The organism is Neobacillus sp. K501 (assembly GCF_053749995.1).
Genome location: NZ_JBSLYA010000007.1, coordinates 252,245 through 277,503 on the forward strand (window position 1 = coordinate 252,245; position 25,259 = coordinate 277,503).

Sequence of the window (25,259 nt, forward strand, 5' to 3'; positions counted from 1 at the left end):
CCCTCCTAATTACGCTCTATACTTGATGATGTTATTTTTAAATAAAATCGATAAAAGGCAGAAAATGATAAATAGGCAATTAACGAGCCTGTAAAGAATGGCAGTAAAAACTTAAAAACAAAAATGCTTATGTATAAGATAATGCCGCTGCTAATGAGGAGCGTTAAGAATAATACTGGGCTTCCAACCGTAATGATCAACGCATTTTTTAACGCAGGCAGTAATTTCAAATGGTAATGGGAAATAACTGAAAAGAAGTTGATGGTGAAAACATATAAAACTACGGCCATGATGAAGAAAATCCCCATCAAAATAACATTCTCTTTACTAAAATAATAGTAATCCACAGCCCAAACTGTCCAAACACCTGTCAAAACGATGCCGCCAAGTAAGCTTTTTTTATAGTTTTCTTTAAAGTAACCCCAATATTGCCTAATCGATGCTCCTTCTTCCTTCATCACTAAATTCCTCGCTGAAGCAAACATCGCAGTCGTTGCAGGAAAAAATAATATCGGAAGGAAAAGAAGCAACGGAATAAATAATAGGATCATGACCCCTGTATGTTCAACAAATAATAAATTTATCAGGATGAAAACAATTGGAAGATTAAAAACGAGCCATAGGATATTGATGACAGCAAATCGCATGATCCATTCACAAAGCCGATACAATCCTCCCATCATTCCGGAAGTACCTTTCATTTTTTTCCTCCTCATTCTATTGTCCAGAGACATTGCTAATTTTCTCTTAAATGGAAAAACCCCTTTCAGTAAATGTGTCTCGTCGTTTAACACAGCTACTAAAAGGGGAGGCACTTTTTCTACCGAGAGACTATGCCCACCAAATGTCGGATGGGGTTTCTTCGATTATGACGCTTTTTAAATTTTTCACAGCACGATTGAAGCCTTCGTCAATGGACATAATTGGATCTTCATGCTCAATGCTGATGACATAGTCATATCCGTATGTTTTTAGCGCACTAACGATATTCGACCATTCTTGGATACTATGTCCATATCCTACAGAACGGAACGTCCACGCACGTGTTTGTACATTTGAATATGGCTGCATATCGGTTAATCCATACATATTTACGTTTTCTTGATCGATGTATGTATCTTTTGCATGGAAATGGTGAATCGCATTCGCTTTACCTAAAATTTTGATCGCGGCAACTGGATCAATTCCTTGCCACCATAAATGACTTGGATCAAGGTTGGCACCAATTGCATCGCATGTTGCCTCTCTTAATTTCAGCATTGTGTATGGTGTGTGAACTAAAAACCCTGCATGGAGCTCCAAACCAATCTTAACGTTATTCGCCTGAGCGAATTCACCTTGTTTCTTCCAATAAGGGATAAGCTTTTCTTCCCATTGCCAGTTCAAAAGCTCAGAATACTCATTTGGCCATGGTGTGACCGGCCAGTTAGGAAATTTTGCTCCATCTTGGTCTCCTGGAATTCCTGAAAAAGCATTCACAACCGGCACATTCATCAGGCCAGCAAGTTGAATCGTTTTTGTCAACGTCTCATCAGATTCTTTGGCAAATGCCTTGTCCGGTGAAATCGGGTTGCCATGGCAGCTGAACGCACTGATGGTTAATCCACGGGAATGGACTTTTTCAAGATACGCATTCCGCTTTTCCTCACTCCCTAGTAATTCATCTAATGGACAGTGAGCATTTCCAGGATAACATCCTGTACCAATTTCAACGGCGCTTAATCCTGATGCCTGAACATGATCCAACATTTCTTCAAATGATTTTCCTGCAAATAAAACTGTAAAAACTCCTAATTTCAAGGTCGCCAACCTCCACTTACTATTTTTTCTCTAGACTTTTTCGATCTAAAACCACTATTCATGGACAGAATTTACTTTTTTCATCTAGATTTTGTCCGTAAAACCACTATTCATGGACAGAATTTACTTTTTTCTGCTAGTTTTGTCCATGAAACCACTGTTCATGGACAGCCTATGCAGCTTTTATTTAAATAATGTCCATGAAGCAATTCATAGCAGTCTATTTTGTAAATTGAACGCTATTTCCTGTTTCACTGCTTTGATAGATGGCCTCAATTATTTTTGTCACCTTTAATGCTTCCTCCGGTTTTACGACTAATTCTGCATGGCCATGGCAAGCATCAATAAAGTTTTCAGCTTGCGGAATACCTGCATCTTCTTCGCCGAGAATGGTTTGTGCCTGCGTATTTAAAAGCATTCCATTTTTCGCTTGGTAAAGTTCAAATGGAAAGACATTTATTCCGCCATCTACTCCGGAGATACTTAAATGTTCTGCATCCTCTTTAATATTAGCGGACCATGAGCATTCAAATAATAACGAACCACCATTTTCAAACGTGATATAGCTCGTCACATGATCATCCACATCAAATGTTTCATGATCAAACGATCCCCATTCATTTACCTGATTAGGTTGTTTGCTTAATCGGTTATAGGCTTTCCCCACTACCGAAACAGGTTCTGGATCGCCTAATAACCATAAAGATAAGTCGAGCAAATGGCAGCCATAATCAATAAGACTGCCGCCACCTTGTAATTCTTTGTTGGTAAACACTCCCCAGCCAGGGACTTTTCGGCGGCGTAACGCTTGAACTCTCGTTACAAGCGGCTCACCGACTTCGCCATTTAACATCGCTTGTTTTGCTGCTTGCGATTGCTTTTTATGTCGATAATGATATGCAATAGAAAGAACTTTATTATTCTTTTTTGCAGCCGCAATCATGGCTTCACATTCTTCGGACGTAATCGCCATTGGTTTTTCACATAAAACATGAACACCTGATTCGAGTGCCGCTATGACAATCTCTGTATGAAATTTATTAGGTGTACAAATGGTAACAGCATCTACTTCCTTAAACATTTCTTTATAGTCGGTAAATACATGAGGAATCCCATTCTTTTCAGCTACTTCACGGGCGCGGCTCTCATTTAAATCATGAACAGCTGTTATCGTTACTTTATCTGCAAGCTTAAAAAATACAGGAATATGTCGCTGCTGGGCAATTCCCCCAACCCCAATAATTCCCATTCTTAATCTACTCATACTTACACCTGACTTATCTTTGTTATTTGCTTGGTTTCATTCGATTCAATCGCCGCAATAATAACTTCTAATGACTTCTTGCCTTCCTCGCCGCTGATTGGAGGCTCTGTATCAGTCACGATGGCTTGAACAAAGTTTTCAATCACGTGGGTAGTCTTTTGTCCGCCTTCATCATTAGATTGAATTTTCCCTAATTCATAACGAACGGTTTCACCATTTTTATACTGAACAACTAAAGAATAATTAGGATCATCTTCTAAGCGAAGGATCGCATTTTCGCCATAAATGATCGTTGAGTTATCTTCACCAGCCGTGTAAGCCCAGCTTGCTGCAAGCGTTCCAATGATGCCATTTTCTGTTTTTAAAATAAACACAGCATTATCATCAACATCGCTACCCTCTTTGGCACTTGTTTCAACAAAGCTGGCCACTTCCACAAATTCCTCTCCTAACACATAACGCAAGAGGTCAACTTTATGTACACCTAAGTCACCCATCGCCCCGATAAATGCTTGTTCCTTTTTAAAGAACCAGCTATCTCTGCCATCAGCACTCCAATTTTCAGGGCCGCCATGACCAAAAGCAGTTCTAAAGCTATAAATCTTCCCTACTTCACCTGCTTCGATCAACTTTCTTGCTTTCGCATGGGAAGAGACAAACCGTTGATTATGAGCAATCATTAATTTCTTATTATTTTTATTAGCTGCTTCTATCATTTGCTGTGCTTCTTCTCTTGAAGTTGCCATCGGCTTCTCACACAAAACGTGGCAGCCAGCGTTTAATGCTGCGATCGAAACAGGAGCATGAAGGGCATTCGGTAAGCAAACACTAACTGCATCAACTTTTTCATTTGCTAATAACTCTTCATAGCTTGTATAAGCTTTCGCTTGATATCTCTCTGCCATTTCTTGAGCACGGCTTTCAACAATATCACAGACTGCAGTAATTTCTACATCCTGGTGCGCATGATATTCTACTAAATGGCGATGTCTTGCAATACTTCCACATCCAATAACAGCCACTTTTAATGACATAGTTCTCACTCTCCTTTAGTTTTCAACAGCATTAAGCATTCGCTTTTTCTGAAATTTTTTCTAATGGCTTTGAGTTTCCATACACAGGTGTTGTTGTTTTAGACGGTTTTGCCCAATTCACACCATTTTTGATCACGCGTTGCACATCTGGATTATGATAAGTTGGGTAGGTTTCATGTCCTGGACGGAAGTAGAAAATCTTCCCTTGTCCACGTTTGAACGTGCAACCGCTGCGGAAAACTTCTCCACCCTCAAACCAGCTGACAAAAATGAGTTCGTCTGGTGTTGGAATGTCAAAATGTTCACCGTACATTTCTTCCTGCTCTAATTCAAAGTATTGACCAATGCCTTCTGCAATTGGGTGGGTCGGATCTACTACCCAAATACGTTCTTTTTCACCAGCTTCACGCCATTTAAGATCGCATCCTGTCCCCATTAGCTTTTTGAAGACCTTTGAAAAATGGCCTGAATGTAAAACGACTAAGCCCATTCCTTCAAGTACTCGTTTGTGAACCTTTTCGACAATCTCGTCTTTTACATCTCCATGTGCTTTATGGCCCCACCAAACCAAGACATCGGTTTCATTTAAGACGTCATCTGTTAACCCATGTTCTGGTTCATCTAAAGTAGCGGTTTTAACTTTGATTTGGTCTTCTTTTAAAAATTCGGCAATAGTACCATGAATCCCATTTGGATAATTAGCAGCTACAACTGGGTTTGTTTTTTCGTGACGATTTTCATTCCATACCAATACATTCATTTTTTTAATCTCCTTCTATATAAGATTTGTAGATTAGAGCAAACGTTTGCATTTTTTGTTGCATTAAAGTTTCTATTTTCTATTAAATAGAAACTTCTTTCTGTACTTTCATGATACATGATTCTCTTTCCACAATATTTGCGGGAATGATGATTCTTTTATTAATTACCGTTGAGTCTTTAATTTGCTCAATTAGGCAGCGAGCTGATTCAAATCCTAATTGATAGGTTTGGATGTTAACCGATGTCAAAGGTGGGGTCGATAATCTAGAAATCATCGTATTATTAAAGCTCAAAATACTCACATCTTCTGGGACTTTAATATTCCGTTCTCTTAACACCAACAAAGCAATGATCGCATTTAAATCATCTGTGACAACAAATGCTGTAGGGCGTTCCGCTAAATCTAATAATTCACCAATCGCTTTGGCTCCCTGCTCCCGATCATACGGAAAGTTCTTAATATAACCATCTCGGATTTCCAAATCGTTCTCTCTTAACGCTGCCAAGTATCCATTTAATCTTGCTTCTGTGACCTCAAACCTAAGATCTCCACCAATGAAACCGATACGTTGATGACCAAGATTAATAAGATAATTCGTGGCATCTATTGAAGCTTGATAATTATCATTATCAACATACATCATTTGATTGGAATCGAATACAGGTTTTCCAATGACAACAAAAGGAATTCCGGACTTCATTAGGAAGGGAACGACCTGATCATCCCTTTTAGAATACATCACAATAATACCATCCACTTTTTTCCCTTGAACCATTTTTACTGTATCTTGAAAAATTTCTTCTTCGGATTCTCCAGTGGAAAGCAAAATGCTATAGCCCTGCTTATGACAAAGAGCACTGATCCCACTTAACACTTCGGGAAAAACCGGATTTAGAAGAGATTGGCTTGTCGAATTCTTCATGACGATCCCAATCGTTTGTGCTGATCTTTGTACTAAAGACCTGGCATTGAGATTAAGATGGAATCCCATTTCTTCCATAATCTTACGAACTTTTCTTTTCGTTTTTTCACTAATATTTGGACTATCAGATATAACTCGAGAAACGGTTGAGGGAGCTACATTTGCTTTTTTGGCAACATCCTTAATCGTGACTGACACTTCTCTTCTCCCCTTTATTTTGCTCTATATAGAAAAGGGTTCACATTCTCTCTAAGCTGTTCTATCAATTTAGAACAACATATACAGTCCCCAATGGTCTATAACCTCATTCTACTATTTAACCGCACCTTCGGAAACACCTTTAATAATTTGTTTTTGTGCAAAGAAATAAGCAATGATAACTGGGATAATTGCGATTGTTAATCCAGCTAAGGCTAAATGCCACTGCTTTGTAAACTGACCAAAGAAGAAGAACATTTTCAAAGGAATGGTCGCTGATTCTTCTTTTAATACAAGCGATGGTAATAAGAAGTCATTCCAAATCCAGATAACATTCAAGATTCCGACCGTAACCGAAATTGGCTTTAGCAATGGGAAAATGATATGCCAGAACACTTGGAATTTATTTGCCCCATCAATATATGCTGCTTCATCTAACGAAACCGAAATACCGGTCATCGCTCCATGATAGAGGAAGATCGATAGACTGCTTCCAAATCCTAAATACATGAATATTAAACCGACACGATTAAGCATTTCTGCTTGCCCAAAAATGGAAACAAGTGGAATCATGACAGATTGGAAAGGAATCAGCATCGCACCAACAAATATGAAAAAGATAATCCCACTCAATTTACTTTTGTTACGTGCCAAAGCATAACCCGCCATAGAAGAGAACAAAATGATAACCCCAACACCTAAAATCGAAATGATTAAAGAATTGATTAGGGAACTAATGAAATCTAAATGATCAAAGGCTTCAACAAAGTTCTCTGATGTAAATTCCTTTGGCATCCCTAGGACATCAGCAAAAATTTCTCTTTTCGTCTTAAATGCATTAACAAGCATTAAGTAAAACGGTGACAACCAAAGTAAAGCTAATAGAAGGCCGAAGATTTCAAGTAATATGCGACTAGCTTTCTTTTTTTTCATTACAAGTCGACCTCCCGTTTTTTATTATAATATGTTTGTGTTAACGCGACCGCTGCGACAAGAATTAGGAAGACAATCCCCTTTGATTGTGCAAACGCCATTTGATTTTCATTAAAGGCCGTTTTATAAATTTCCATCGCGACCATTTGTGTGGAGTTGAACGGTCCACCACCCGTTAGTGATAAGTTTTGATCGTATATTTTAAAGGAGTGTGATACCGTCAAAAACATACTAACTGTAAACGCTGGTGCAACTAATGGGAAGATGATATTTTTAAAGCGTTGAAAACTGTTCGCCCCATCAATTTCCGCAGCTTCTAGTAAATCATTCGGTATATTCTCCAAATAGGCAATGTAAATGATCATAATGTATCCAGCCCATTGCCAGCAATTAAGAATCACAAGACCCCAAAAGCCTGTTTCTGTATTCGATAACCAGCCTTTTAAAGCTTCGATCCCCAGTACATCGCCGAGGCTGCTGAAGGCACTGACAAAAATAAACTGCCAAATAAATCCTAGAATAAGCCCACCGATTAAGTTCGGCATGAAAAAGATTGTACGTAAGAAATTGCTTGACTTTAGACCTTGCGTTACAAGTAAGGCAAGCCCCATACCTAAAACATTAAGTAAAATGACCGATACCACAGCAAATTTAATCGTAAACCAAAGTGATGCTCTAAATTCCTCTTCCTTGAATAAATCAATGTAGTTGGCAAAGCCTAGAAACTCCGTTGCCTGAAGACCATTCCAGTTGGTGAAGGAATAGACAAATCCATAAAGTAATGGAATGATGACCACGAGGCCTAAACTTAAAAGAACCGGCGTCAAAAAAATCCAAAATGAAATATCCCGATTTCTCACCTAATACCCCCCGATACATTCCCCGACAGAAAGCCGGAAATATTTTAATACTGTTGGTAAAATAGCTAACGAAGCAAAGGAAACGGCTTCGTTAGCTACTCTTTCTTTTACTAACGTGTTCAAACACTTTGGAATAATACACTCAAAGTTTTATCCCTCTTTGGAGCTAAATCACTTGTTTACTTACGGGATTTTTCCCATGAATCTTGAGCATTTTTAACTGCTTCATCCCAAGAACTTTCACCGCTTAAATATTTCTGCATATTTACAGCTAGTACTTCTTCTTGCCAACCGATTGGTGATCCTAAGAATACCCAGCCAATTGTATTTCCTTCAGAAGCATACTTGTAGATTTCTTGTGATAGTGGATCAGCAATTTTGTCTGAGTCATATCCTTCGTAAGCAGGGATGAATTTAAAGTCTTCCATAACGGCTTTTTTACCAGCATCAGAAGTATACATCCAGTCTAAGAAGTCCTTAGATGCTTGTACAACTTTTTCATCAGACTTCTTATTTACAGCCCAATACATTGGAACACCAACAGGAAGTTTTCCTTCAAAGCCCTCTACTGGAATCGGAATCATACTAATATTCTTTTCAGCAAATTCAGGATCGATATCGTAGATAGAGTTATATGTCCAGTTACCTTGTTGAATCATTGCCACTTTACCTAATGAGAATAATTGCTCAACTTGTTGAGAGTAATCTAAGCTTAATACAGGCTGTACAGAATACTTAGCTTGTAGGTCAAGCATTCTCTTTAATTCTTCAGACTTTGAAAATGGAGCAGATTTTGCATTGTACGCTTCAAGAACACTATGGTTGAAATCAGGAGCCATGAAAACGTTTGCTAAATGGTTACCAATAACCCAAGTTTCTTTCGCAGCAGTTGCAAATACTGCATCAAGACCTAAGTCTTTCTTTTTGCTGTCTAACGTTTTAACCGCTTTTTCTAAATCATCATAAGTTTTGATTGATGCTGGGTCAATTCCAGCCTCTTTAAACACTTTCTTGTTATAAATATATCCGTAGCCTTCTTGGTTGAATGGTAATCCAAGTACTTCTTCACCATCTTTAACGCTATCAAGTGTGCCTTCTAAAGCTGCTTGTGCTGCTTTTGTTTCAGACATATCCGCTAGCCAGTCACGATAGTCTTCTACATCAGATGGTCCGCCTACGTTAAAAATGTCTGGCTCATCGCCTGCAGAGAATGCAGATTTTAAAGATGCACCATAGTCATTACCGCCACCGACAGTTTTTACATTTATATCAACATCTGGGTTTTCCTTTTCATACTGTTTAACAAGGTCTTCAAATTGATTTTTAAACTCAACCTTAAATTGGAAGACGTCAACTGTTACCTTATCACCTGAATCAGCTTTTTCATCATCGCCAGCGCCGCCACATGCTCCTAGTACAACGCTTGAAGCTAATAATGTTGAGAGAAGTCCTGCATAAAACTTTTTACTCTTCATACCTTTTCCTCCTGTTAAGTACAGTAATTTTTAATAGTTTTCACAATGAATTCGTTTGCATAAATCCGTGTGAAAGCACGTAGGGTAAACGCTTTCAAAATAGGTTTATTTTTGAGATTTTTGGTTATACTATATAAAACTCGTAAAATATTCCTATTAAATTCGTTTCGAAAACGTTTGCACTAAGTGAATGAACTTATATTACCACAGTATTAAATAAAAAAACAATAAATTTTCACATTTGTAATTTAAAAAGTCAGTTTTTTCTCTCAAATCGCACCAGAATGCTGTGATTACTAGATAAAATCGTTAAAAACTTAGATTCTTGAATCTAAGTTTTTTAGTGGAAATGATTAGGCTATATTGCTTATGATAAAGGAAATGATTGTTAAAAAAGGTGGGATTCCTATTAAGAAACTCAAAGGACAGATTGCAGTGATAACAGGAGTAAGTCATTCTAAAGGGATCGGAGGAGCTATTTGTCAACAGCTCGCAGCGGAGGGAGCAGATGTTTTCTTTTCTCATTGGGGTTCAAGTAATGACTGGAGAAGCCAGTTTGAGGATCAACTACGTGAATATGGCGTTAGGTGTTCAAATCGGGAACTAGATTTGTCTGACGCTAATGCTCACGTTAAATTACTAGATTCTGTAAAGGATGATTTGGGGACACCTACGATTTTGGTGAATAATGCAGCCCATTCAAACAGAGATGGTTATTTGGTTTTAGATGCGAAAACTCTTGACGATCATTACACAGTAAATATGAGAGCCACTTTCCTATTAAGCGTGGAATTTGCCCGTCGCTTTCAACATGCTGAAAAATCAACTGGCAGAATCATCAATCTCACATCAGGTCAAGCACAGGGACCAATGCCTGGTGAACTTGCTTACGCAGCAACCAAAGGGGCAATTTCTGCTTTTACCCTTACCTTATCGGCAGAGCTTGCACCGCTGGGAATAACTGTAAACGCCGTGAATCCTGGACCAACCGACACCGGATGGATGACGGAGGAGCTTGAGCAGTTATTACTGCCAAAGTTTCCATTCGGACGGATTGGGAAACCAGATGATGCTGCTCGCTTGATTGCATTCCTTGCAAGTGATGAAGCACAGTGGATTACCGGACAGATTATCCATTCTGAGGGCGGGTTTTTACGTGGTTAAAGAGAACTCATTTTTGAGAGTTTTTGGTTTTACTCGCGAAAATTATACATTTACTCGCGAATGCTACTTTCCTAAGGATGTAAAAAGCAGAGTGGATTCAAGTCCACTCTGCTTTTAATCTTTATCTGGGCTATTTACCATAATACCTGCCACTTGAGTTAATCGGTCATAGAAAGCTAAGCCTGCTGGTTGGTCATAAAGACCGATTTCCTGGAAGGCTTCCTTCATACAGCGGAGCCAGCACCCCGCACGTCTTGGTGTAACTTCAAACGGAAGATGGCGCTGCTGCATCGCCGGAGGTCCGAACTCCTGGCTGTAAAGGGCCGGTCCACCTAAAAATTGCGGTAAAAACATGCGCTGCTTGCGCTTAATTTCCTCCATATCTCCTTCAAACAATGGTCTCAATTCTGGATCTGCATATACAAGGGGGTAAAACGCATCGACTAATTTGTCAATTGTCTCCTGCCCGCCAATTTCACTATAAAGCGACTTAAATTTGAAATCCACTGTCCCACACCCCTTTTATTTTCCTTTGATTATAAAGTTAATTTGTGTGGGGTTTCGTGATATAAATCACACTTTATATAAAAATTAAATTGACGACTCATTACAAGTCCTCTGAGATTTTAGATTTTTTACCTCTGCCGATTTGTTTCCAAGCTAAAACAACCGCTAGCGTGACAATCGTTCCAACAATGGCTTCCGGTATACCGCTCGTCAAAGCGATGGTCCAGGCCACTTCTGGCGTTAAGTAGTTTCTGATAACAGCCATCGTTAACACTAGCACCGTATTTGTAAATGTTCCTAAAAATGCAGCTGCACCAACAGCAAGATATTCACTTTTTCGACGGATACCGACGTACACGAGCCAAGCGACAACCCCGATAAACAGACGCGGTAAGATCGCAACTAATGGGTCCTTGAATAGTGGCACTGTTGCATTTAAAAAGGATGAAATACCAAAGATAAGTCCGACAATAAATCCAACCACTGGCCCCTGCATGATTCCGCCGATAATGGCAGGAATATGCATAATCGTTGCATTTCCTGCTGCTGTTGGAACTGGAATATAACCTAACCGAGTGACGCCCAGCAGGATGGCTACAGCCCCTAGTACACCTGCAATCACAATATTACGAACCGTTAATGAGTTCTTCATTCTTTCTCCCCCTTAATAAGGAAATGGATAAAACAGTAATAATGCTGAAATGAGTAAACCAATGAGTAAAACGAGATAATCGCGGCCAAGTGCCTTATAAATAGAGAAGGCACTTCGGTCATTTCCCGGCGTGTAGCAGCGCGACTCCATTGCGAGAATCAAGTCCTCCGCCCTCGATAAAGCAATATTGAATAAAGGAATGATAATCGGGAGCATATCCTTTGTCCGCTGAATAATTCTCCACCAGCTGCCTGAGCCGAAATCTGCTCCTCTTGATGCCTGTGCCTTCATCATTTTCTCCATCTCGATGGCAAAGGTGGGCACAAATCGGATGGCAATCGTCACAATCAAAGAAATTTCATGGACAGGAAATTTGATTTTTTTCAAAGGACTTAACAGGCTTTGAATCGCGTGAGTAAGTTCCGTGGTCGAAGTCGACAACGTCAGCACGCTGCTTAGGAAAATAATTTCTACAAAGCGAACAGCCGAAACAATCACGAGCCTAATGCTTTCACTCGTAATCAAAATAAAACCGTAATCGAAGTAGACAGTACCGCCTGAAAATATCTCCCCTTGAAAAAGCAATTGTAAAATCGCCAATAAGATGATAAATGGGATCGCCGGTTTTACACCTGATAATCCATAGCTGATTGGAATTTTTGAAGCCCAGAATAAATAAATAGAGAGTAAAAGTCCAATGGTATTTCCTACATAACTCGTGTTAAGGGCAATTGCTACAACAAGAATCGTGAAGCTTAACAGCTTAACTCTTGGGTCTAATTGATGAATAAACGAACCGGTTGGAACATATTGACCAATCGTAATATTCCGTGACAAATCAAATTCATTAGACATGATTCTCCCCCTTATCACAAGAAAGAACCTTGATAATTTCGTTCGAAGCTTCTTCTACCGTAAAAGCAGCGGTATTAACATCATATCCTAAATCCGTTAGGCGGCAGAGAACCTGAACCGTTTCCGGCGATCCAATTTGGTATCGTTGAAGTTTTTCCTTGTCGGTAAAGATTTCTTTCGGGGTGCCCGTTAGCACATTTGTACCCCCAGCCATGACATAAACCCGGTCAGCCAAATAGGTTACTTCTTCCATATTGTGCGACACAAACACAACCGTTAATTTCTCCTCTTTGTTGAGGTACTTTATCTTATCAAGTAATTCATTACGCGATCGTGGATCGAGACCCGCAGTTGGTTCATCGAGAACGAGAATCTTAGGCTTCAAGGCTAAAATGCCAGCTAAGGCAACTTTCCGCTTCTGTCCGCCGCTTAAAGCGAAGGTTTGTCTGTCTTTCATTTCTTCAAAATCCAAACCGACAACCTCCATTGCCCATTTCACTCGCTCCCGAACTTCCTTCAAAGGCAAGCCTAATTTGAACGGACCATAAGCAATATCATCACCGATGAGTTTTTCAAAGATTTGATCCTCAGGGTTTTGGAATACCAGCCCTACTTTCCTTCTGAGATTTTTCATATCAAGCTTTTTCTGTGATAAATCCCCGCCGTCGATGACTACAGTCCCAGATTCCGGCCTTATCAAACCATTGAAATGCTGAATCAATGTTGATTTCCCAGAACCGGTGTGGCCAATAATCGCTATGCATTCCCCTTCCTCGATGTACATGTCTGTCCCTTTTAAAGCAACATGTTCCATCGGCGTTCCTTTCATATATGTATGGGATAGGTTCTTTACTTCTATAATTCTATTTGTATCCGGCATTTCAATCACCTACCTATGTCTTAACTTTCGTAAATTTCTTGATTTCCGAGATAAGCTCCTCTTCCTTGATCACCTCTCTTGAAAAATCAGTAAATTGTTTATGAATATGTTCCGCCATTTGGCTTACTTCTGGTACATCTAGCTGCAGGTCCTCAAGTCTTTGCTTATGTTTAAAAATTTCTCGCGGTGGTCCGTCCATCACAATTTGACCGTCCTCGACCACGATAATTCGGTCCGCTTCCGCCGCTTCCGACATCCGATGGGTAACGGTAATAATCGTCATCCCCATTTGATTCATTTTGCTCATTACCTGAAGGACCTCTTGCCTGCCAAAGCTGTCCAGCATACTTGTGGCTTCATCAAAGACAATACAATCAGGCCGCATCGCTAATACCCCGGCAATTGCCACCCGCTGCTTCTGTCCTCCCGACAAATGATGCGGTGGTCTTTTTCGAAATTCCGACATTTTTACAAGCTTAAGCGCTTCGTCAATCCTCGTTTTCATTTCCGCGCGAGGAACTCCGATATTTTCTAACCCGAAGGCGACATCCTCTTCGACAATCGTCGCCACAATCTGGTTATCTGGATGTTGAAACACCATTCCCACTGTTTTACGGATATTTAATTTCTTGCTTTCATCCTTCGTATTGAAGCCATTGACCCAGACATCTCCTGAGCCCGGTGTCAAAAGACCGTTTAAATGTTTGGATAATGTCGACTTACCTGACCCGTTATGACCGATTATGGCTACATATTCTCCTGGGAAGATAGAAAAGGAAACATCTTTAAGAACCGATACGGAAGTTTTTTCATTGATTTTATAAGAAAATGAAACATTGTCTGAACGAATGATTGGTTCCATTTTTATCCTCCTTTTCACTTATTATTTTAGTAATATTCTGAAAGTTGCACAACCCTATAAATAATTTAATATTTTCCCTCGAGAACCCCTGAAAACTATTATTTATGGAATCGGGAAAAAGGTCAAATTTTGACATAAAGAAAACCACTATTTTTCGACTAGTGGTTTTACTATTTATGAGAAAATTCTTTTTAATACTGTTGTAGGTCTTTTTGGATTTACCTTTTTATCAATCAGCAACTGAAATCCATACATAATCAAAGCATTAAAGGTTAACATCATTAATGCCTGATAGTTTTTAAGTCGGATTAAAGAAACAATACCCATACTTTTTAACCATTTTACAAAAACATAGATATGAAAGGTATCTATCCCCAGATTGAGAAAAGAATAGCGAAGAAACTTGCCAAAGGTAAATTTCAAAATCCAGATTGCCCCAATATAAAAGGGTCCAACGATAAAAGGCAGTTCCCCCATTATCTTTGGATGAAGTCTCTCATAGATACGCCACCAACCTCTTTTATGTGCGATCAGGCTTTCTATCACTACCACCACGCCAATGAACAAGCTCGTAATGGAAAATCTCTTCACTGCCTTTTTTCCCAAAAACGGAAACGTCAGCCACGGTAGTAACATCATTGCTAATAAAAACCTTTTATTATTTTCCATCTATTGGACATCCTTTTTATTTTTAGAATGACCAAATCCTTAAATATTATCCAACTTATACCTATTAATATTTTTATTGACTACCTTTATTTTCAGATGATAAAATTTTATTTTGTGATCATTTACGTGGTTCGAGATCCTCCCACGAAAAAAAACTAAGGAGAGTATAGAAAGATGAATATTAAAACCATTGTAGGGAATGGAATCTTGGCAGCGTTATATATTGCTGTTTCAGCCTTAATCGCTCCATTTGGTTTCACCAATGTCCAATTCCGAGTATCCGAGATGTTTAACCATCTCATCGTATTTAACAAAAAATATTTATTCGGTATTATTTTAGGTGTATTTTTAACGAATCTATTCTTTTCACCCATGGTTGCCTATGACCTTATTTTTGGGGTTGGCCAATCTTTGATTGCCTTATCAATTACCATTATTTCGGCTCGCTATATCAAAGGGATATGGAAACGAATGATCGTCAATACAGTTGTTTTTACAGTTACGATGTTTATCATCGCGCTTGAATTAAACCTAGCCTTTGAATTGCCATTCTTATTTACCTGGTTAACTGTGGCTGCTGGTGAATTTGTCGTAATGGCCGTCGGAATGCCAATTATGTATTTTGTAAACAAACGCGTTAACTTTGAAAAAATGGTATAAGCAAAAGAGCTGATGCTTAGTTTTAAGCATCAGCTCTTTTTTTATTTTTCCATCCAATTCGTGTGGAAAATCCCTTCTTTATCTACACGTTGATAGGTATGAGCGCCAAAATAGTCACGCTGTGCCTGCAATAGGTTTGCTGGAAGGGTTTCTGTCCGATAACTGTCATAGTAGGCAATCGCACTTGCAAAGGATGGAACCGGAATTCCCCGTTCAATTGCTAACGATAGAACTTGACGAAGCGCTGACTGATAGCCCTCAACAATTTCCTTAAAGTAAGGATCTAATAATAGGTTTGCTAATTCTGGATTACCATCATAAGCTTCTTTAATTTTTTGCAGGAATTGGGCACGAATGATACAGCCGCCGCGGAAAATCATCGCAATATCCCCGTAGCGAAGATTCCAATCGTACTCCTCTGATGCTGCACGCATTTGCGCAAAGCCTTGTGCGTAAGAACAAATTTTACTCATATACAATGCCTTACGAACCGCCTCAATCAATTCTTCTTTATTGCCTTCAAATGGCTTCGCCTCAGGTCCAGTTAAAACTTTACTAGCTTTTACACGTTCTTCTTTCATCGCTGAGATAAAGCGGGCAAAAACAGATTCGGTGATGATTGGCAGCGGCACACCTAAATCTAAGGCATTTTGGCTTGTCCACTTACCTGTACCTTTTTGACCGGCTGTATCAAGAATCAAGTCAACCATTGGCTTTCCTGTTTCTTCATCGACTTTTGTAAAAATATCCGCTGTAATTTCAATTAGGTAACTGTCTAGTTCTCCTTTATTCCATTCCGCGAATACTTGATGAAGCTCCTCTGCATTTAATCCCAGCACATTTTTCAAAATAAAATAGGCCTCAGAAATTAATTGCATATCGCCATACTCAATACCATTATGAACCATTTTCACATAATGACCGGCCCCATTTGGTCCAATATACGTACAGCATGGGTCACCTTCAACTTTTGCTGATATCGCTTCTAAAATTGGCTGGACAAGCTCATAAGCTTCTTTCTTTCCGCCTGGCATGATCGCTGGGCCTTTTAACGCCCCTTCTTCTCCACCAGAAACGCCTGTGCCGATGAAATGGAATCCAGCTGTTTCAAGCTCCTTGTTGCGGCGGATCGTATCTTGGAAGAACGTATTTCCTCCATCAATCAGAATATCCCCTTCCTCAAGATATGGCTTTAAGGAATCGATGGTCGCATCTGTAGCAGTCCCTGCTTTCACCATCAAAAGGATTTTGCGCGGTTTTTCTAATGAAGAAACAAATTCTTCAATTGTACGAGCTCCAACAAAATTCTTACCTTCTGCTTCATTCTTTAAAAACTCTTCCGTTTTATCATAAGAACGGTTAAATACGGCAACAGAATAACCTCTGCTTTCAATATTTAAAGCAAGGTTTTTCCCCATTACAGCTAATCCAACTACACCTATTTGTTTTTTAGACATTTTAGTCTCTCCTTTCATTAATCAAAGACCATTATCCCTTATAATGAAAATCGGGAATTTCGCTCCAGCGTCTACGTAATTCTCGCAGTTTCGCCTTTGTAACATCCAGGTCTCCGCCATCAATATATCATCCATAGTAACGCTTTAAAGCAAGAACATCAATTAATTCGGCTACTTAATCTTTTTAAGGAATAGCCCTTAAGTGGGTAACAAGTGTGACGGGGCATTTTTGTGGATCCAATTCTAACATCAGCTCAATTAACGGCTTAAAGTAAATATACGCGTCTTATTCTTCTGAAGCAGGTTCGTTCACAACACTCCACATCACAACAGATGTATGTTTTTTATTGCGGGCAATAAGCTCTTTAATAATTTCCTGATTGTGTTCAAACGTTCTTAGTTCTTTCCATAAGAGTCTATGAAAATTCGCTATTTAGCCCTTTTCTAAAAAACTGATATAATAGGAATACTTATAGTAGTGCCGGAAATGGAGGATTTGAATGATAACAGGTGATGCGGCTTATATAAAAAAAATAAACCGCTCTTTAATCCTTAGAGAAATTGTCAAAGAAGGACTGATTTCAAGGGCGGATTATCCAAGGTTACAGCCCTGACTAGAGCAACGATCTCCGCACAGGTGGCGGACTTACTAGAAGATGGACTTATCGTGGAAACTCAATTAGAACACTTTACAGTCGGCAGGAAGCCGATTATGCTCTCGTTAAACGGACAGGCCGGATATGCATTAGGAATTGATCTTGATTATGGTCAAATTTCCTTTACCTTATCGAATTTACTCTGTCGCCCTGTAACTTCAACGACAATTAATATAAACACCACAGATTATTCAGAGATTCTTCACATACTATTAGAACAAATAACAAAATTCAAAGAAGAGTACATCGACAGCCGCTATGGAATTATCGGGATCGTAATCGCGATCCATGGACTTGTTTCAAAAGACGAGGTGATTCATTATGTACCTCGTTTTAGTTGGCATAAGATTCATTTAAAAACCGATCTCGAAAAAGAAATTGGAATCGATGTCCACCTTGAAAACAACGCCAACTTAAGTTCCTTTGCTGAGCGGGTATTTTTCCATCATGAAACAGATCATCTGTTATGTGCTACTTTCTATTCTGGTATCGGTCTTGGAATAATGATGAAAGATGAATTCTTCCGCGGTCATGACGGCTTTGCTGGGGAAATTGGACATATGATTGTTGTCCCTGATGGCAGATCCTGCAAATGTGGTAATAAAGGCTGCTGGGGGAAATACGCTTCGGAATCTAGCCTGTTTGAATATCTATCTGAGAAAAGACAATTGAAGAATCTAAGCTACGAAGACTTTCAGCGATGGTTCAATGATGGTGATACGGAAATTCATGAATTAATGGAACAATTTATTTACTATCTCTCGATTGAGTTAAATAATATGATTAATATGTACAATCCAGAAGTGCTCGTCCTCGATAGTGAACTGCTGCGTATGTATCCTCAGGCCCTCGATAAAATTAAAAAGAATTTACACTCTTCGATTAGCCATTACCGAGAATTGTCGATATCCTCAATTGGGAAAAAATCATGTGTCCTGGGCGCCTGTGCACTAGCAGTCCAACGTTTCCTTGATATTTCAATGCTAAATTTACCTTATGAAAACCACTAGGAATTGAAACCGTTTACGATAGTAAAAATCCGCTCCGAGATTTGAAGCGGATTTTTTATTGGGGACTGAAAGCGGAGTGCCTGGAGCGGAACCTATTATGAAAGGTCTCGAATTCTCTAAGGTGATAGTCTGATGTCAATTATGTTAGGATTATTCTAAGGCTGAAAATGTAGGATTTTCTATAGAATCAGCTTAGCGGAATGCTATTGAATATGAACAAGGGGGAATATCAAATGCTTCAACGTCCATTAGAAAAGGAGTATCCTCATTACTATGAACCATATGTTAGCTTGGTTCCTGAAGGAGATTTAGTGGAGATTTTGAAAGAGTCTCTTCAACAGACAGTGAATCTTTTTGAAGGCATTTCGGAGGAAACTGGACTGTTTCGCTACGCGCCAGGAAAATGGAGTATTAAAGAAGTACTTGGACATATCACCGATACCGAGAGAATTATGAGTTACCGTCTACTTCGCGTAAGCCGTGGTGATCAAACACCCTTAGCCGGCTTTAACGAAAACGATTATGTAGCAGCAGCCCAAACTAACGAGCTCCCGATGGCAAACATCCTCAACGACTTCATCACAACACGAAACGCCACCATCACCCAAATCCAAAACACTCCAATTGGAGCGTGGGAAACCACAGGAAACGCCAACGGCATGGAAATCACAACCAGATCCATCGCCTACATCATCGCTGGACATCAAATGCACCACTGCAACATCGTAAAAGAAAGATACTTAAACAAATAAATGGTGTCGATAGTGGTGCCTGTCACCGCTCGTGGACACTGTCCACCTCAGGCGGACAGTAAAAGAAAAAAATAAGACATACAATCATTAAACTGTATGTCTTTTCTTTTTAGCCCATTTTGGTTCTAGCCGCTGTTGGCTGATATTTTCTCATGGGGCCATTTTCGAGTACTTCTTGAAGATAGAAGTTTCCTTTGGGGCTTGTTTTCTTGAGCAAGTCCATTAGGTATGTAATATCGTCAAGTGCTCGGTGTGTTTGATAGTTCGTAATATCATGAGCTTGTAGGAGTGTGAGAAGTTTACCGTTTGGGAAACCGTAATTCTTCCATTTTACTCCTCTCATTGTACAATACCACTTTAGTTCATTTACTTCCGGATACATATGGTAAAGAAAGCTGCGGTCAAAGGAAGCATTGTGAGCAAAGACTGAATCCGCACGATGGAAATAGGTTTTAATTTTCACATCATAAAAGCTTTTTCCTTCTACTAATTCATAGGGAATTCCATGAACTTGATAGGCACGGTCATAGTTTCTTCGTGCGGAACTTGAAATCGGCTCACGAAGAAAGGAATCTTCCTCGATTATTTCTTTGACCTCTCCTGTGTCCCCATCGTATAAAAATAACTTCAACGCCAATTCGATAACTTCATCGGTTGTTGGCCCTAACCCTGTTGTTTCTACGTCCAATACCAAACCAAATTTCTCTATGTTCCGCATCCTCTTCATTCCTTTGATAAAAAATATTACTACCATTATAACATTTTCAATAAAAATAGACTCGTCAACGGACGAGCCTCAATAATGGTAATTTTTGAAAGAGAAACATGAGAATCTAGCTTTCCCTAATTCCTTTCATGTACGCTTTAATAATGATCAAAAAACTTTCATCGATATCCAATGACATTTTAAATCCGCCCCGCTGTTCTAATGAGGAAAAGCCATGCAGAATGCTGCGAAGTCCTCTTACCGCGTGGAAGGCTCTGTCGCCATCTAAGTCAAAGGCATGCAGCACACGGACAACTAGATCTACTACTCTAACACTATGTTGTTGAACCTCTTCATCCCCTGAATCAGGTGCCATCAAAGTCGCCTCATAAATTCCGGGGTGTTTGCGGGCAAAGTTGACATAGGCCTTACTAATCGCTAAAACAGCCTCCTCTCCTGACACTCCAATTGCTGCATGGGCTAATTCCTCATAAAGTCGTTCTAGACCATATATCGCAAGTTTCTTTCTTAAACCCCCGAGCCCATCAAAATGGTTATATAATGATGGTGGACGGATTCCTAGTTTTTTTGCCAGGTTTGCCAATGTTACTTCTTGCATTCCAAAATCATCGGCAATCTCGCCAGCTACTTCTAGTATTGTTGAAATTTCGAGTGCTACCTTAGGTCTTGGTGACATCCTCTATACTCCTTTATTCAATTTTTGCTCGATGTTTATTATCGCCTGTTCCATTACTTTCACAGGATTTTCAACCATTTCTCCATGACCTACAGCAAGCAGCTTTGGTCGGTAATTCACAAGCTTCTTGGCACTATCAAGAGCAATGTTCTTACTCCAAGTAGCGAAAGCGGGGAAGGGAAACAACGGCTTCATATCCCCTGATACCGCAATTCCACCCCTTGTTTGAAAAGAGTCGCCAGCGATCAACGTCTTTGTCCGACTATCCAAAAATGAAATCGATCCTGGGGTATGGCCTGGAGTTTCAATCACCTCTAATGAGCCGACAAGATCTCCTTCCTTCAATAAAACATTGGCTCTTGTCTTTAGCTTTTTCGGAACGCCGCCCTTTATTGGGGTTTGGTGTTCATGCGGATCAAGTGAAACGTCACCACTCATCAGTCTGTGATCACGAATAGATATATAAACGGGCACATCAGGAAGTTCTTCCTTGATGGCATCAAGTGCACCAACATGATCGTCATGTGCATGAGTCAAAACAATCTTTGTAATCGGCTTTCCAATCTCTGCCGCTGCCTTAAATATCCCCTTCACACTATAAGGCAGTGCAGCATCAATCAAGGTCAAACAATCCTCTTCCTCCACTAAATAACAATTCACCGGAAACACATTAGGCATAAATGTCACTTGATACAAAAATCCGTTTTTAATCACTCTCACAGTGATCATCCCCTTAACTAATATAGTTAGTTTTATTTTAACTAATATAATTAGTTTTATCAAGTGGTTTTGGAAAAAAATCACACGTTAATAATTTGTTCAAATCTTTATTGCGAAATTGTGAAACAGTGAACAATCTATCCTCAATTCAAGATTAATTTGTTATATTAAGAGTGTAATAAAGATAACAAACATATCTTACAAGGAGATGCTTAAAAATGCTTGCAAATTGGTTAAGAGAAAATAAAGTTGCCGCTGGTATCCTTACTGTCCTTCGTTTATACCTTGGATATTCTTGGTTCACAGCAGGTTTTCATAAAATCACAGGTGGCTTCGATGCTGCAGGATTCTTAAAAGGTGCAATCGCTAACCCAGTAAAAGGCCCAGATGGAAATATGGTCTACAGCTGGTATGTAAGCTTCTTAGAAAACTTTGCTTTACCAAATATCGATGTATTCAACTTTATCGTTCCATGGGGCGAAACACTTATCGGTTTAGGACTTCTCTTAGGTTGTTTAACAACTGCTGCGATGTTCTTTGGTTTAGTAATGAATTTTTCATTCTTCCTGGCTGGAACTGTATCTCATAACCCAACCGATATTTTCTTAGGCTTCATCATCTTGACTGCAGGTTACAACGCTGGACGGTTCGGCTTAGATCGCTGGGTGGTTCCATACATTCGTAAAACAATGAAAACAAACCGTGTCACTGACAACGGAAAAGCAACTGCCTAACGACAACTGTGAAATATGATAAAGCTGTTCAAATACTTGTCAAAACATTTCGAACAAACTTTGAACTTAACACCCTGCCCATGTTAATAAAACTTTGTATCTAATATAGTAAAAGTAACAAAAACAAATAATTTTTCGAAAGGCGGAATGGATTATGTTTAACAAATTTTTAAGAGAAAATAAGATCTCTGCAGCTATTTTAACCGTTATTCGTTTATATCTTGGATATGCTTGGTTCACAGCAGGTTTTCATAAAATTACAGGTGGCTTCGACGCGACAGGATTTTTAAAGGGTGCCGTTGGTAACCCAGTAAAAGGTCCAGATGGAAATATGGTCTACAGCTGGTATGTAAGTTTCCTAGAAAACTTTGCGATTCCAAATGCTGATGTATTCAACTTCATTATTCCTTGGGGTGAAACGCTAGTAGGTTTAGGACTATTATTAGGATGCTTAACAACTGCAGCAATGTTCTTTGGTTTAGTGATGAACTTCAGCTTCTTCCTGGCAGGAACCGTATCTCATAACCCAACTGACATCTTCTTAGGCTTCATCATCTTGGCAGCAGGTTACAACGCTGGCCGTTACGGTTTAGACCGTTGGGTAGCTCCATACATCCGCAAAACCGTCATGAAAGATAACACGATAAAGCATCATGTATAACAAAAGAAACCTCCTCAATCGATTGTGATTGAGGAGGTATTTTATGTTTTTAATAAATATTATCTTCTTCACTGCTTTCAAAACCAGTTCGTTCTTGGTACCAATTTGTTACTTGTGTAAGTATGCAGTAGACGAGGAAAAAATTCATTGCCCAAACGTTTAGGAATGGTGCCAAGCCTCCAAAATCGATACCATGATATCCTTTTAACTTAATGACAATCATTGATTCTATAAAAATTAATACAAACCCAAGTACACTAGCTACAGCCATCCTAATCATTTTTTCCCCTCCATAAGCTTCTATTAGGCTCGTAATATCTTCTAACGATAAATAGTGACATTTTTGTGAACATCTATATTCCTATTATATTCCAATTGAATGAAAAACCACAACCAAAATGAACAAGAAATTAAAAGGAAGTGAGGGAATTTACGACTTACCCTTAATACGGGATATGGTGATCAATAAGGTCAAGGAAGAGAAATATATCAGAAAGGTATAAACATTAACAAACAACGTATTGGTGTATTGATTTAACCATGGATAACGATAAATCCGTGAATCGGCATTCGTGGGGGTTCCTCCTAATTGCTGGACAAGTTCCTTCACAAAGAAAGTTTCTAAAATAATTGATACGATTAAGAGAACGAGCGCACCAGTTAAGAGGAAGCCCCAAGTTTTCGATTGAAATTGTGCTTCCCTTAATCTTACAAACCATTCAAAGCCAAAGAGGGAAAAGGTTAAAATCACGAAGGGAAAAAGTAGAATAACGGGATTTCCATTACCAGAGAATACATCAGGACCAAAGGTAAATTCCTTTACCATTACAATGGATGTCAAGCATAACAAGAAATAGATGATTAATTGCCTAGATAACAACATCAACACCTCCCGTTAATCAGAATTGCGCAAGCGCCATGTACTGTGGCGACAGGCATAACCCCTTATTGTTTATATATTCAATAACTAGTGCGTTATTCTCAGATCCTTGATCTGAACATGTTTCATGTTGGATTATCGTGATATTTTGTTTTCATTTACATTCCTGTAGGAAGAAAACTTTATGGGGCAATTTTTTTTGGTTTCACCCATAATAAAGATATTGAATATACAGGGGGTTTTTCAATGAGAGAACATATTCTAGAAGTACTTAAACAAATTGAACTCGAGTATGAAGTGAAAATTCTATTTGCCTGTGAATCCGGCAGCCGAGCCTGGGGCTTCCCATCAAAAGACAGTGATTATGATGTCAGATTCATTTATGTCCATAAAACGGACTGGTATCTTTCGATTGACCAGATGCGCGATGTGATTGAGGTTCCGAAGCATGATAAAATTTCAATCCCGATGGATGACCTTTTAGATGTAAGCGGTTGGGAATTGACGAAGGCGTTAAAGCTATTTCGCAAATCAAACCCACCGCTGTTGGAATGGCTGCATTCGGATATTATTTATTATCAGGAATACTCGACGATTGAAAAATTAAAAGAATTGGCAACCGACATCTTTGCTCCACCTTCGTGTATCTATCATTATTTAAATATGGCCAAAGGCAACTATAGGGACTATTTACAACGTGAGGAAGTCAAAATAAAAAAATATTTCTATGTCCTCCGGCCGATTCTTGCAGCCAAATGGATTGAAAAATATTCAACTATTCCTCCAGTCGATTTTACAGATTTGCTCGGAGATATCCTCCAAGCAGGCGATCTAAAAATGGCCATTCAAACGTTATTAGAACGGAAAATTGCAGGAGAAGAGCTAAACCTAGAGCCTAAGGTTGTCGTGATCAATCAATTTTTAAATGAGGAAATACAGCATTTAGAGGATTATGCAAAAGAAATTAAGATGGACATTTCTAATCCAACCGAACGTTTGAACCAATTATTCAGAGAAACCTTGAATGAAGTATGGTAACCATAAATAAAAAGAGGAAATCGAGCATGATTTCCTCTTTAATCCTTTTCTTCCGATTGTTCTTCATGGGGCTCCCCATATAGTTGATTAATTTCCTCTGTTATTTCATCTAAAAATTCATCAGATAATAACGGACGATTTTCTTTCGTCATATTCATTTTCCTTTCGTATTTAATACATCATCAACATGTCCTTTTTCATAAGTTTTATTCTTTCATAAAAAATTCATTTACTTTTTGAGAATACAGGAGTAATATAATCACAGTTTCAAATTTCTAAATCGCTGAAACCATACGGTACGGGGGAACCATTTACGCGGATTATTTTTTATAATCCAGGGGTGAATCCTTTTTAAGGTAGGGCTACTCAATGGTCCGAATCCGACAGCTAACCTCGTAAGCGTTATATGAGAAGGAAGGTGGAGCTTGTGACGCTTGAAAAATAATGTGT

At 39.1% G+C, this 25,259-nt stretch carries 30 protein-coding genes and 2 riboswitches; of the genes, 7 read left to right on the forward strand and 23 right to left on the reverse strand.

Features of this window, described 5'->3' with window-relative positions; genetic code table 11:
- Positions 1–5 precede the first annotated feature (5 nt).
- The 9 genes from ACWM35_RS17015 to ACWM35_RS17055 form a co-directional block, all read right to left on the reverse strand.
- On the reverse strand, positions 6–701 hold the full coding sequence (locus tag ACWM35_RS17015; RefSeq protein WP_454820027.1) for a YesL family protein: 696 nt from the start codon (positions 699–701) through the stop codon (positions 6–8).
- A gap of 130 nt (positions 702–831) precedes the next feature.
- Positions 832–1,800 carry a sugar phosphate isomerase/epimerase family protein gene (locus ACWM35_RS17020; protein WP_454820028.1) on the reverse strand — a complete coding sequence of 323 codons (969 nt, stop codon included), beginning with the start codon at positions 1,798–1,800 and terminating at the stop codon, positions 832–834.
- A 220-nt stretch (positions 1,801–2,020) separates the two neighbouring features.
- Positions 2,021–3,064, reverse strand: a complete 1,044-nt coding sequence (locus tag ACWM35_RS17025; protein ID WP_454820030.1) for a Gfo/Idh/MocA family protein — start codon at positions 3,062–3,064, stop codon at positions 2,021–2,023.
- Positions 3,065–3,066: 2 nt separating this feature from the next.
- Positions 3,067–4,098 (reverse strand): Gfo/Idh/MocA family protein, encoded by a 1,032-nt coding sequence (locus tag ACWM35_RS17030; RefSeq protein WP_454820032.1) that lies wholly within the window; start codon positions 4,096–4,098, stop codon positions 3,067–3,069.
- Between the two features lie 31 nt (positions 4,099–4,129).
- A complete protein-coding gene (locus tag ACWM35_RS17035; protein ID WP_454820034.1) occupies positions 4,130–4,858 on the reverse strand; it encodes a ThuA domain-containing protein in 729 nt (242 codons plus the stop codon).
- A gap of 82 nt (positions 4,859–4,940) precedes the next feature.
- Positions 4,941–5,981, reverse strand: a complete 1,041-nt coding sequence (locus tag ACWM35_RS17040) for a LacI family DNA-binding transcriptional regulator (protein WP_454820036.1) — start codon at positions 5,979–5,981, stop codon at positions 4,941–4,943.
- Between the two features lie 114 nt (positions 5,982–6,095).
- Positions 6,096–6,914: a carbohydrate ABC transporter permease gene (locus tag ACWM35_RS17045; RefSeq protein ID WP_454820037.1), complete on the reverse strand. Its 819-nt coding sequence runs from the start codon at positions 6,912–6,914 to the stop codon at positions 6,096–6,098.
- Positions 6,914–7,774 (reverse strand): carbohydrate ABC transporter permease, encoded by an 861-nt coding sequence (locus tag ACWM35_RS17050; RefSeq protein WP_454820038.1) that lies wholly within the window; start codon positions 7,772–7,774, stop codon positions 6,914–6,916. The genes ACWM35_RS17045 and ACWM35_RS17050 overlap by 1 nt, the downstream gene beginning before the upstream one ends.
- 179 nt (positions 7,775–7,953) lie before the next feature.
- Positions 7,954–9,249: an ABC transporter substrate-binding protein gene (locus ACWM35_RS17055; protein ID WP_454820039.1), complete on the reverse strand. Its 1,296-nt coding sequence runs from the start codon at positions 9,247–9,249 to the stop codon at positions 7,954–7,956.
- A gap of 408 nt (positions 9,250–9,657) precedes the next feature.
- Between ACWM35_RS17055 and ACWM35_RS17060 the strand changes: the two genes are divergently transcribed.
- A complete protein-coding gene (locus ACWM35_RS17060; protein ID WP_454820093.1) occupies positions 9,658–10,413 on the forward strand; it encodes an SDR family oxidoreductase in 756 nt (251 codons plus the stop codon).
- Positions 10,414–10,527: 114 nt separating this feature from the next.
- Here the strand turns inward: ACWM35_RS17060 and ACWM35_RS17065 are convergent, their stop codons facing one another.
- The 6 genes from ACWM35_RS17065 to ACWM35_RS17090 all read right to left on the reverse strand — a co-directional run bounded on the left by ACWM35_RS17065 (position 10,528) and on the right by ACWM35_RS17090 (position 14,838).
- Complete coding sequence (locus ACWM35_RS17065; RefSeq protein WP_454820040.1) at positions 10,528–10,920, reverse strand: globin domain-containing protein; 393 nt, start codon at positions 10,918–10,920, stop codon at positions 10,528–10,530.
- 100 nt (positions 10,921–11,020) lie between these two features.
- Positions 11,021–11,572: an ECF transporter S component gene (locus ACWM35_RS17070; RefSeq protein WP_454820041.1), complete on the reverse strand. Its 552-nt coding sequence runs from the start codon at positions 11,570–11,572 to the stop codon at positions 11,021–11,023.
- Between the two features lie 12 nt (positions 11,573–11,584).
- Positions 11,585–12,427, reverse strand: coding sequence for an energy-coupling factor transporter transmembrane component T family protein (locus ACWM35_RS17075; RefSeq protein WP_454820042.1), 843 nt, complete (start codon positions 12,425–12,427; stop codon positions 11,585–11,587).
- Positions 12,420–13,307 carry an energy-coupling factor transporter ATPase gene (locus ACWM35_RS17080; RefSeq protein ID WP_454820043.1) on the reverse strand — a complete coding sequence of 296 codons (888 nt, stop codon included), beginning with the start codon at positions 13,305–13,307 and terminating at the stop codon, positions 12,420–12,422. The genes ACWM35_RS17075 and ACWM35_RS17080 overlap by 8 nt, the downstream gene beginning before the upstream one ends.
- A 13-nt stretch (positions 13,308–13,320) precedes the next feature.
- Entirely contained in the window at positions 13,321–14,175 is an 855-nt protein-coding gene (locus ACWM35_RS17085) for an energy-coupling factor transporter ATPase (protein WP_454820094.1), read from the reverse strand.
- Positions 14,176–14,343: 168 nt separating this feature from the next.
- Positions 14,344–14,838, reverse strand: coding sequence for a hypothetical protein (locus ACWM35_RS17090; RefSeq protein ID WP_454820044.1), 495 nt, complete (start codon positions 14,836–14,838; stop codon positions 14,344–14,346).
- A 120-nt stretch (positions 14,839–14,958) separates the two neighbouring features.
- Positions 14,959–15,003: riboswitch (PreQ1 riboswitch) on the forward strand.
- A gap of 9 nt (positions 15,004–15,012) precedes the next feature.
- On the opposite strand from ACWM35_RS17090, the gene ACWM35_RS17095 reads away from it, so the two are divergent.
- Positions 15,013–15,498, forward strand: a complete 486-nt coding sequence (locus ACWM35_RS17095) for a QueT transporter family protein (protein ID WP_454820045.1) — start codon at positions 15,013–15,015, stop codon at positions 15,496–15,498.
- A 41-nt stretch (positions 15,499–15,539) separates the two neighbouring features.
- Here ACWM35_RS17095 and gndA read toward each other — a convergent pair whose 3' ends face one another.
- Both gndA and ACWM35_RS17105 read right to left on the reverse strand, forming a co-directional pair.
- Complete coding sequence (gene gndA / locus ACWM35_RS17100; protein ID WP_454820046.1) at positions 15,540–16,955, reverse strand: NADP-dependent phosphogluconate dehydrogenase; 1,416 nt, start codon at positions 16,953–16,955, stop codon at positions 15,540–15,542.
- Between the two features lie 286 nt (positions 16,956–17,241).
- Positions 17,242–17,388 carry a glycoside hydrolase family 2 TIM barrel-domain containing protein gene (locus ACWM35_RS17105; protein ID WP_454820095.1) on the reverse strand — a complete coding sequence of 49 codons (147 nt, stop codon included), beginning with the start codon at positions 17,386–17,388 and terminating at the stop codon, positions 17,242–17,244.
- Positions 17,389–17,622: 234 nt separating this feature from the next.
- Here ACWM35_RS17105 and ACWM35_RS17110 point away from each other — a divergent pair, with 234 nt between their 5' ends.
- Both ACWM35_RS17110 and ACWM35_RS17115 read left to right on the forward strand, forming a co-directional pair.
- Complete coding sequence (locus tag ACWM35_RS17110; RefSeq protein WP_454820047.1) at positions 17,623–18,621, forward strand: ROK family protein; 999 nt, start codon at positions 17,623–17,625, stop codon at positions 18,619–18,621.
- 212 nt (positions 18,622–18,833) lie between these two features.
- Positions 18,834–19,373, forward strand: a complete 540-nt coding sequence (locus ACWM35_RS17115) for a DinB family protein (protein ID WP_454820096.1) — start codon at positions 18,834–18,836, stop codon at positions 19,371–19,373.
- Positions 19,374–19,482: 109 nt separating this feature from the next.
- Here ACWM35_RS17115 and ACWM35_RS17120 read toward each other — a convergent pair whose 3' ends face one another.
- The 3 genes from ACWM35_RS17120 to ACWM35_RS17130 form a co-directional block, all read right to left on the reverse strand.
- Positions 19,483–20,091 carry an exonuclease domain-containing protein gene (locus ACWM35_RS17120; RefSeq protein WP_454820048.1) on the reverse strand — a complete coding sequence of 203 codons (609 nt, stop codon included), beginning with the start codon at positions 20,089–20,091 and terminating at the stop codon, positions 19,483–19,485.
- Between the two features lie 115 nt (positions 20,092–20,206).
- Positions 20,207–20,776 carry a TetR-like C-terminal domain-containing protein gene (locus tag ACWM35_RS17125; RefSeq protein WP_454820049.1) on the reverse strand — a complete coding sequence of 190 codons (570 nt, stop codon included), beginning with the start codon at positions 20,774–20,776 and terminating at the stop codon, positions 20,207–20,209.
- Positions 20,777–20,779: 3 nt separating this feature from the next.
- Positions 20,780–21,454, reverse strand: coding sequence for an MBL fold metallo-hydrolase (locus tag ACWM35_RS17130; RefSeq protein WP_454820097.1), 675 nt, complete (start codon positions 21,452–21,454; stop codon positions 20,780–20,782).
- Between the two features lie 260 nt (positions 21,455–21,714).
- On the opposite strand from ACWM35_RS17130, the gene ACWM35_RS17135 reads away from it, so the two are divergent.
- Positions 21,715–22,230, forward strand: coding sequence for a DoxX family membrane protein (locus ACWM35_RS17135; RefSeq protein ID WP_454820050.1), 516 nt, complete (start codon positions 21,715–21,717; stop codon positions 22,228–22,230).
- Positions 22,231–22,384: 154 nt separating this feature from the next.
- Positions 22,385–22,891 carry a DoxX family membrane protein gene (locus ACWM35_RS17140; RefSeq protein WP_454820051.1) on the forward strand — a complete coding sequence of 169 codons (507 nt, stop codon included), beginning with the start codon at positions 22,385–22,387 and terminating at the stop codon, positions 22,889–22,891.
- A gap of 49 nt (positions 22,892–22,940) precedes the next feature.
- Here ACWM35_RS17140 and ACWM35_RS17145 read toward each other — a convergent pair whose 3' ends face one another.
- On the reverse strand, positions 22,941–23,171 hold the full coding sequence (locus ACWM35_RS17145) for a hypothetical protein (protein ID WP_454820052.1): 231 nt from the start codon (positions 23,169–23,171) through the stop codon (positions 22,941–22,943).
- A 150-nt stretch (positions 23,172–23,321) separates the two neighbouring features.
- Complete coding sequence (locus tag ACWM35_RS17150) at positions 23,322–23,771, reverse strand: hypothetical protein (RefSeq protein WP_454820053.1); 450 nt, start codon at positions 23,769–23,771, stop codon at positions 23,322–23,324.
- 246 nt (positions 23,772–24,017) lie between these two features.
- Between ACWM35_RS17150 and ACWM35_RS17155 the strand changes: the two genes are divergently transcribed.
- Entirely contained in the window at positions 24,018–24,809 is a 792-nt protein-coding gene (locus ACWM35_RS17155; RefSeq protein ID WP_454820054.1) for a nucleotidyltransferase domain-containing protein, read from the forward strand.
- 38 nt (positions 24,810–24,847) lie between these two features.
- On the opposite strand, the gene ACWM35_RS17160 is transcribed toward ACWM35_RS17155, so the two are convergent.
- Positions 24,848–24,961 (reverse strand): bacitracin ABC transporter ATP-binding protein, encoded by a 114-nt coding sequence (locus ACWM35_RS17160; protein WP_454820055.1) that lies wholly within the window; start codon positions 24,959–24,961, stop codon positions 24,848–24,850.
- A gap of 119 nt (positions 24,962–25,080) precedes the next feature.
- A riboswitch (cyclic di-AMP (ydaO/yuaA leader) is annotated at positions 25,081–25,227 on the forward strand.
- The last annotated feature ends 32 nt before the right edge of the window (positions 25,228–25,259 follow it).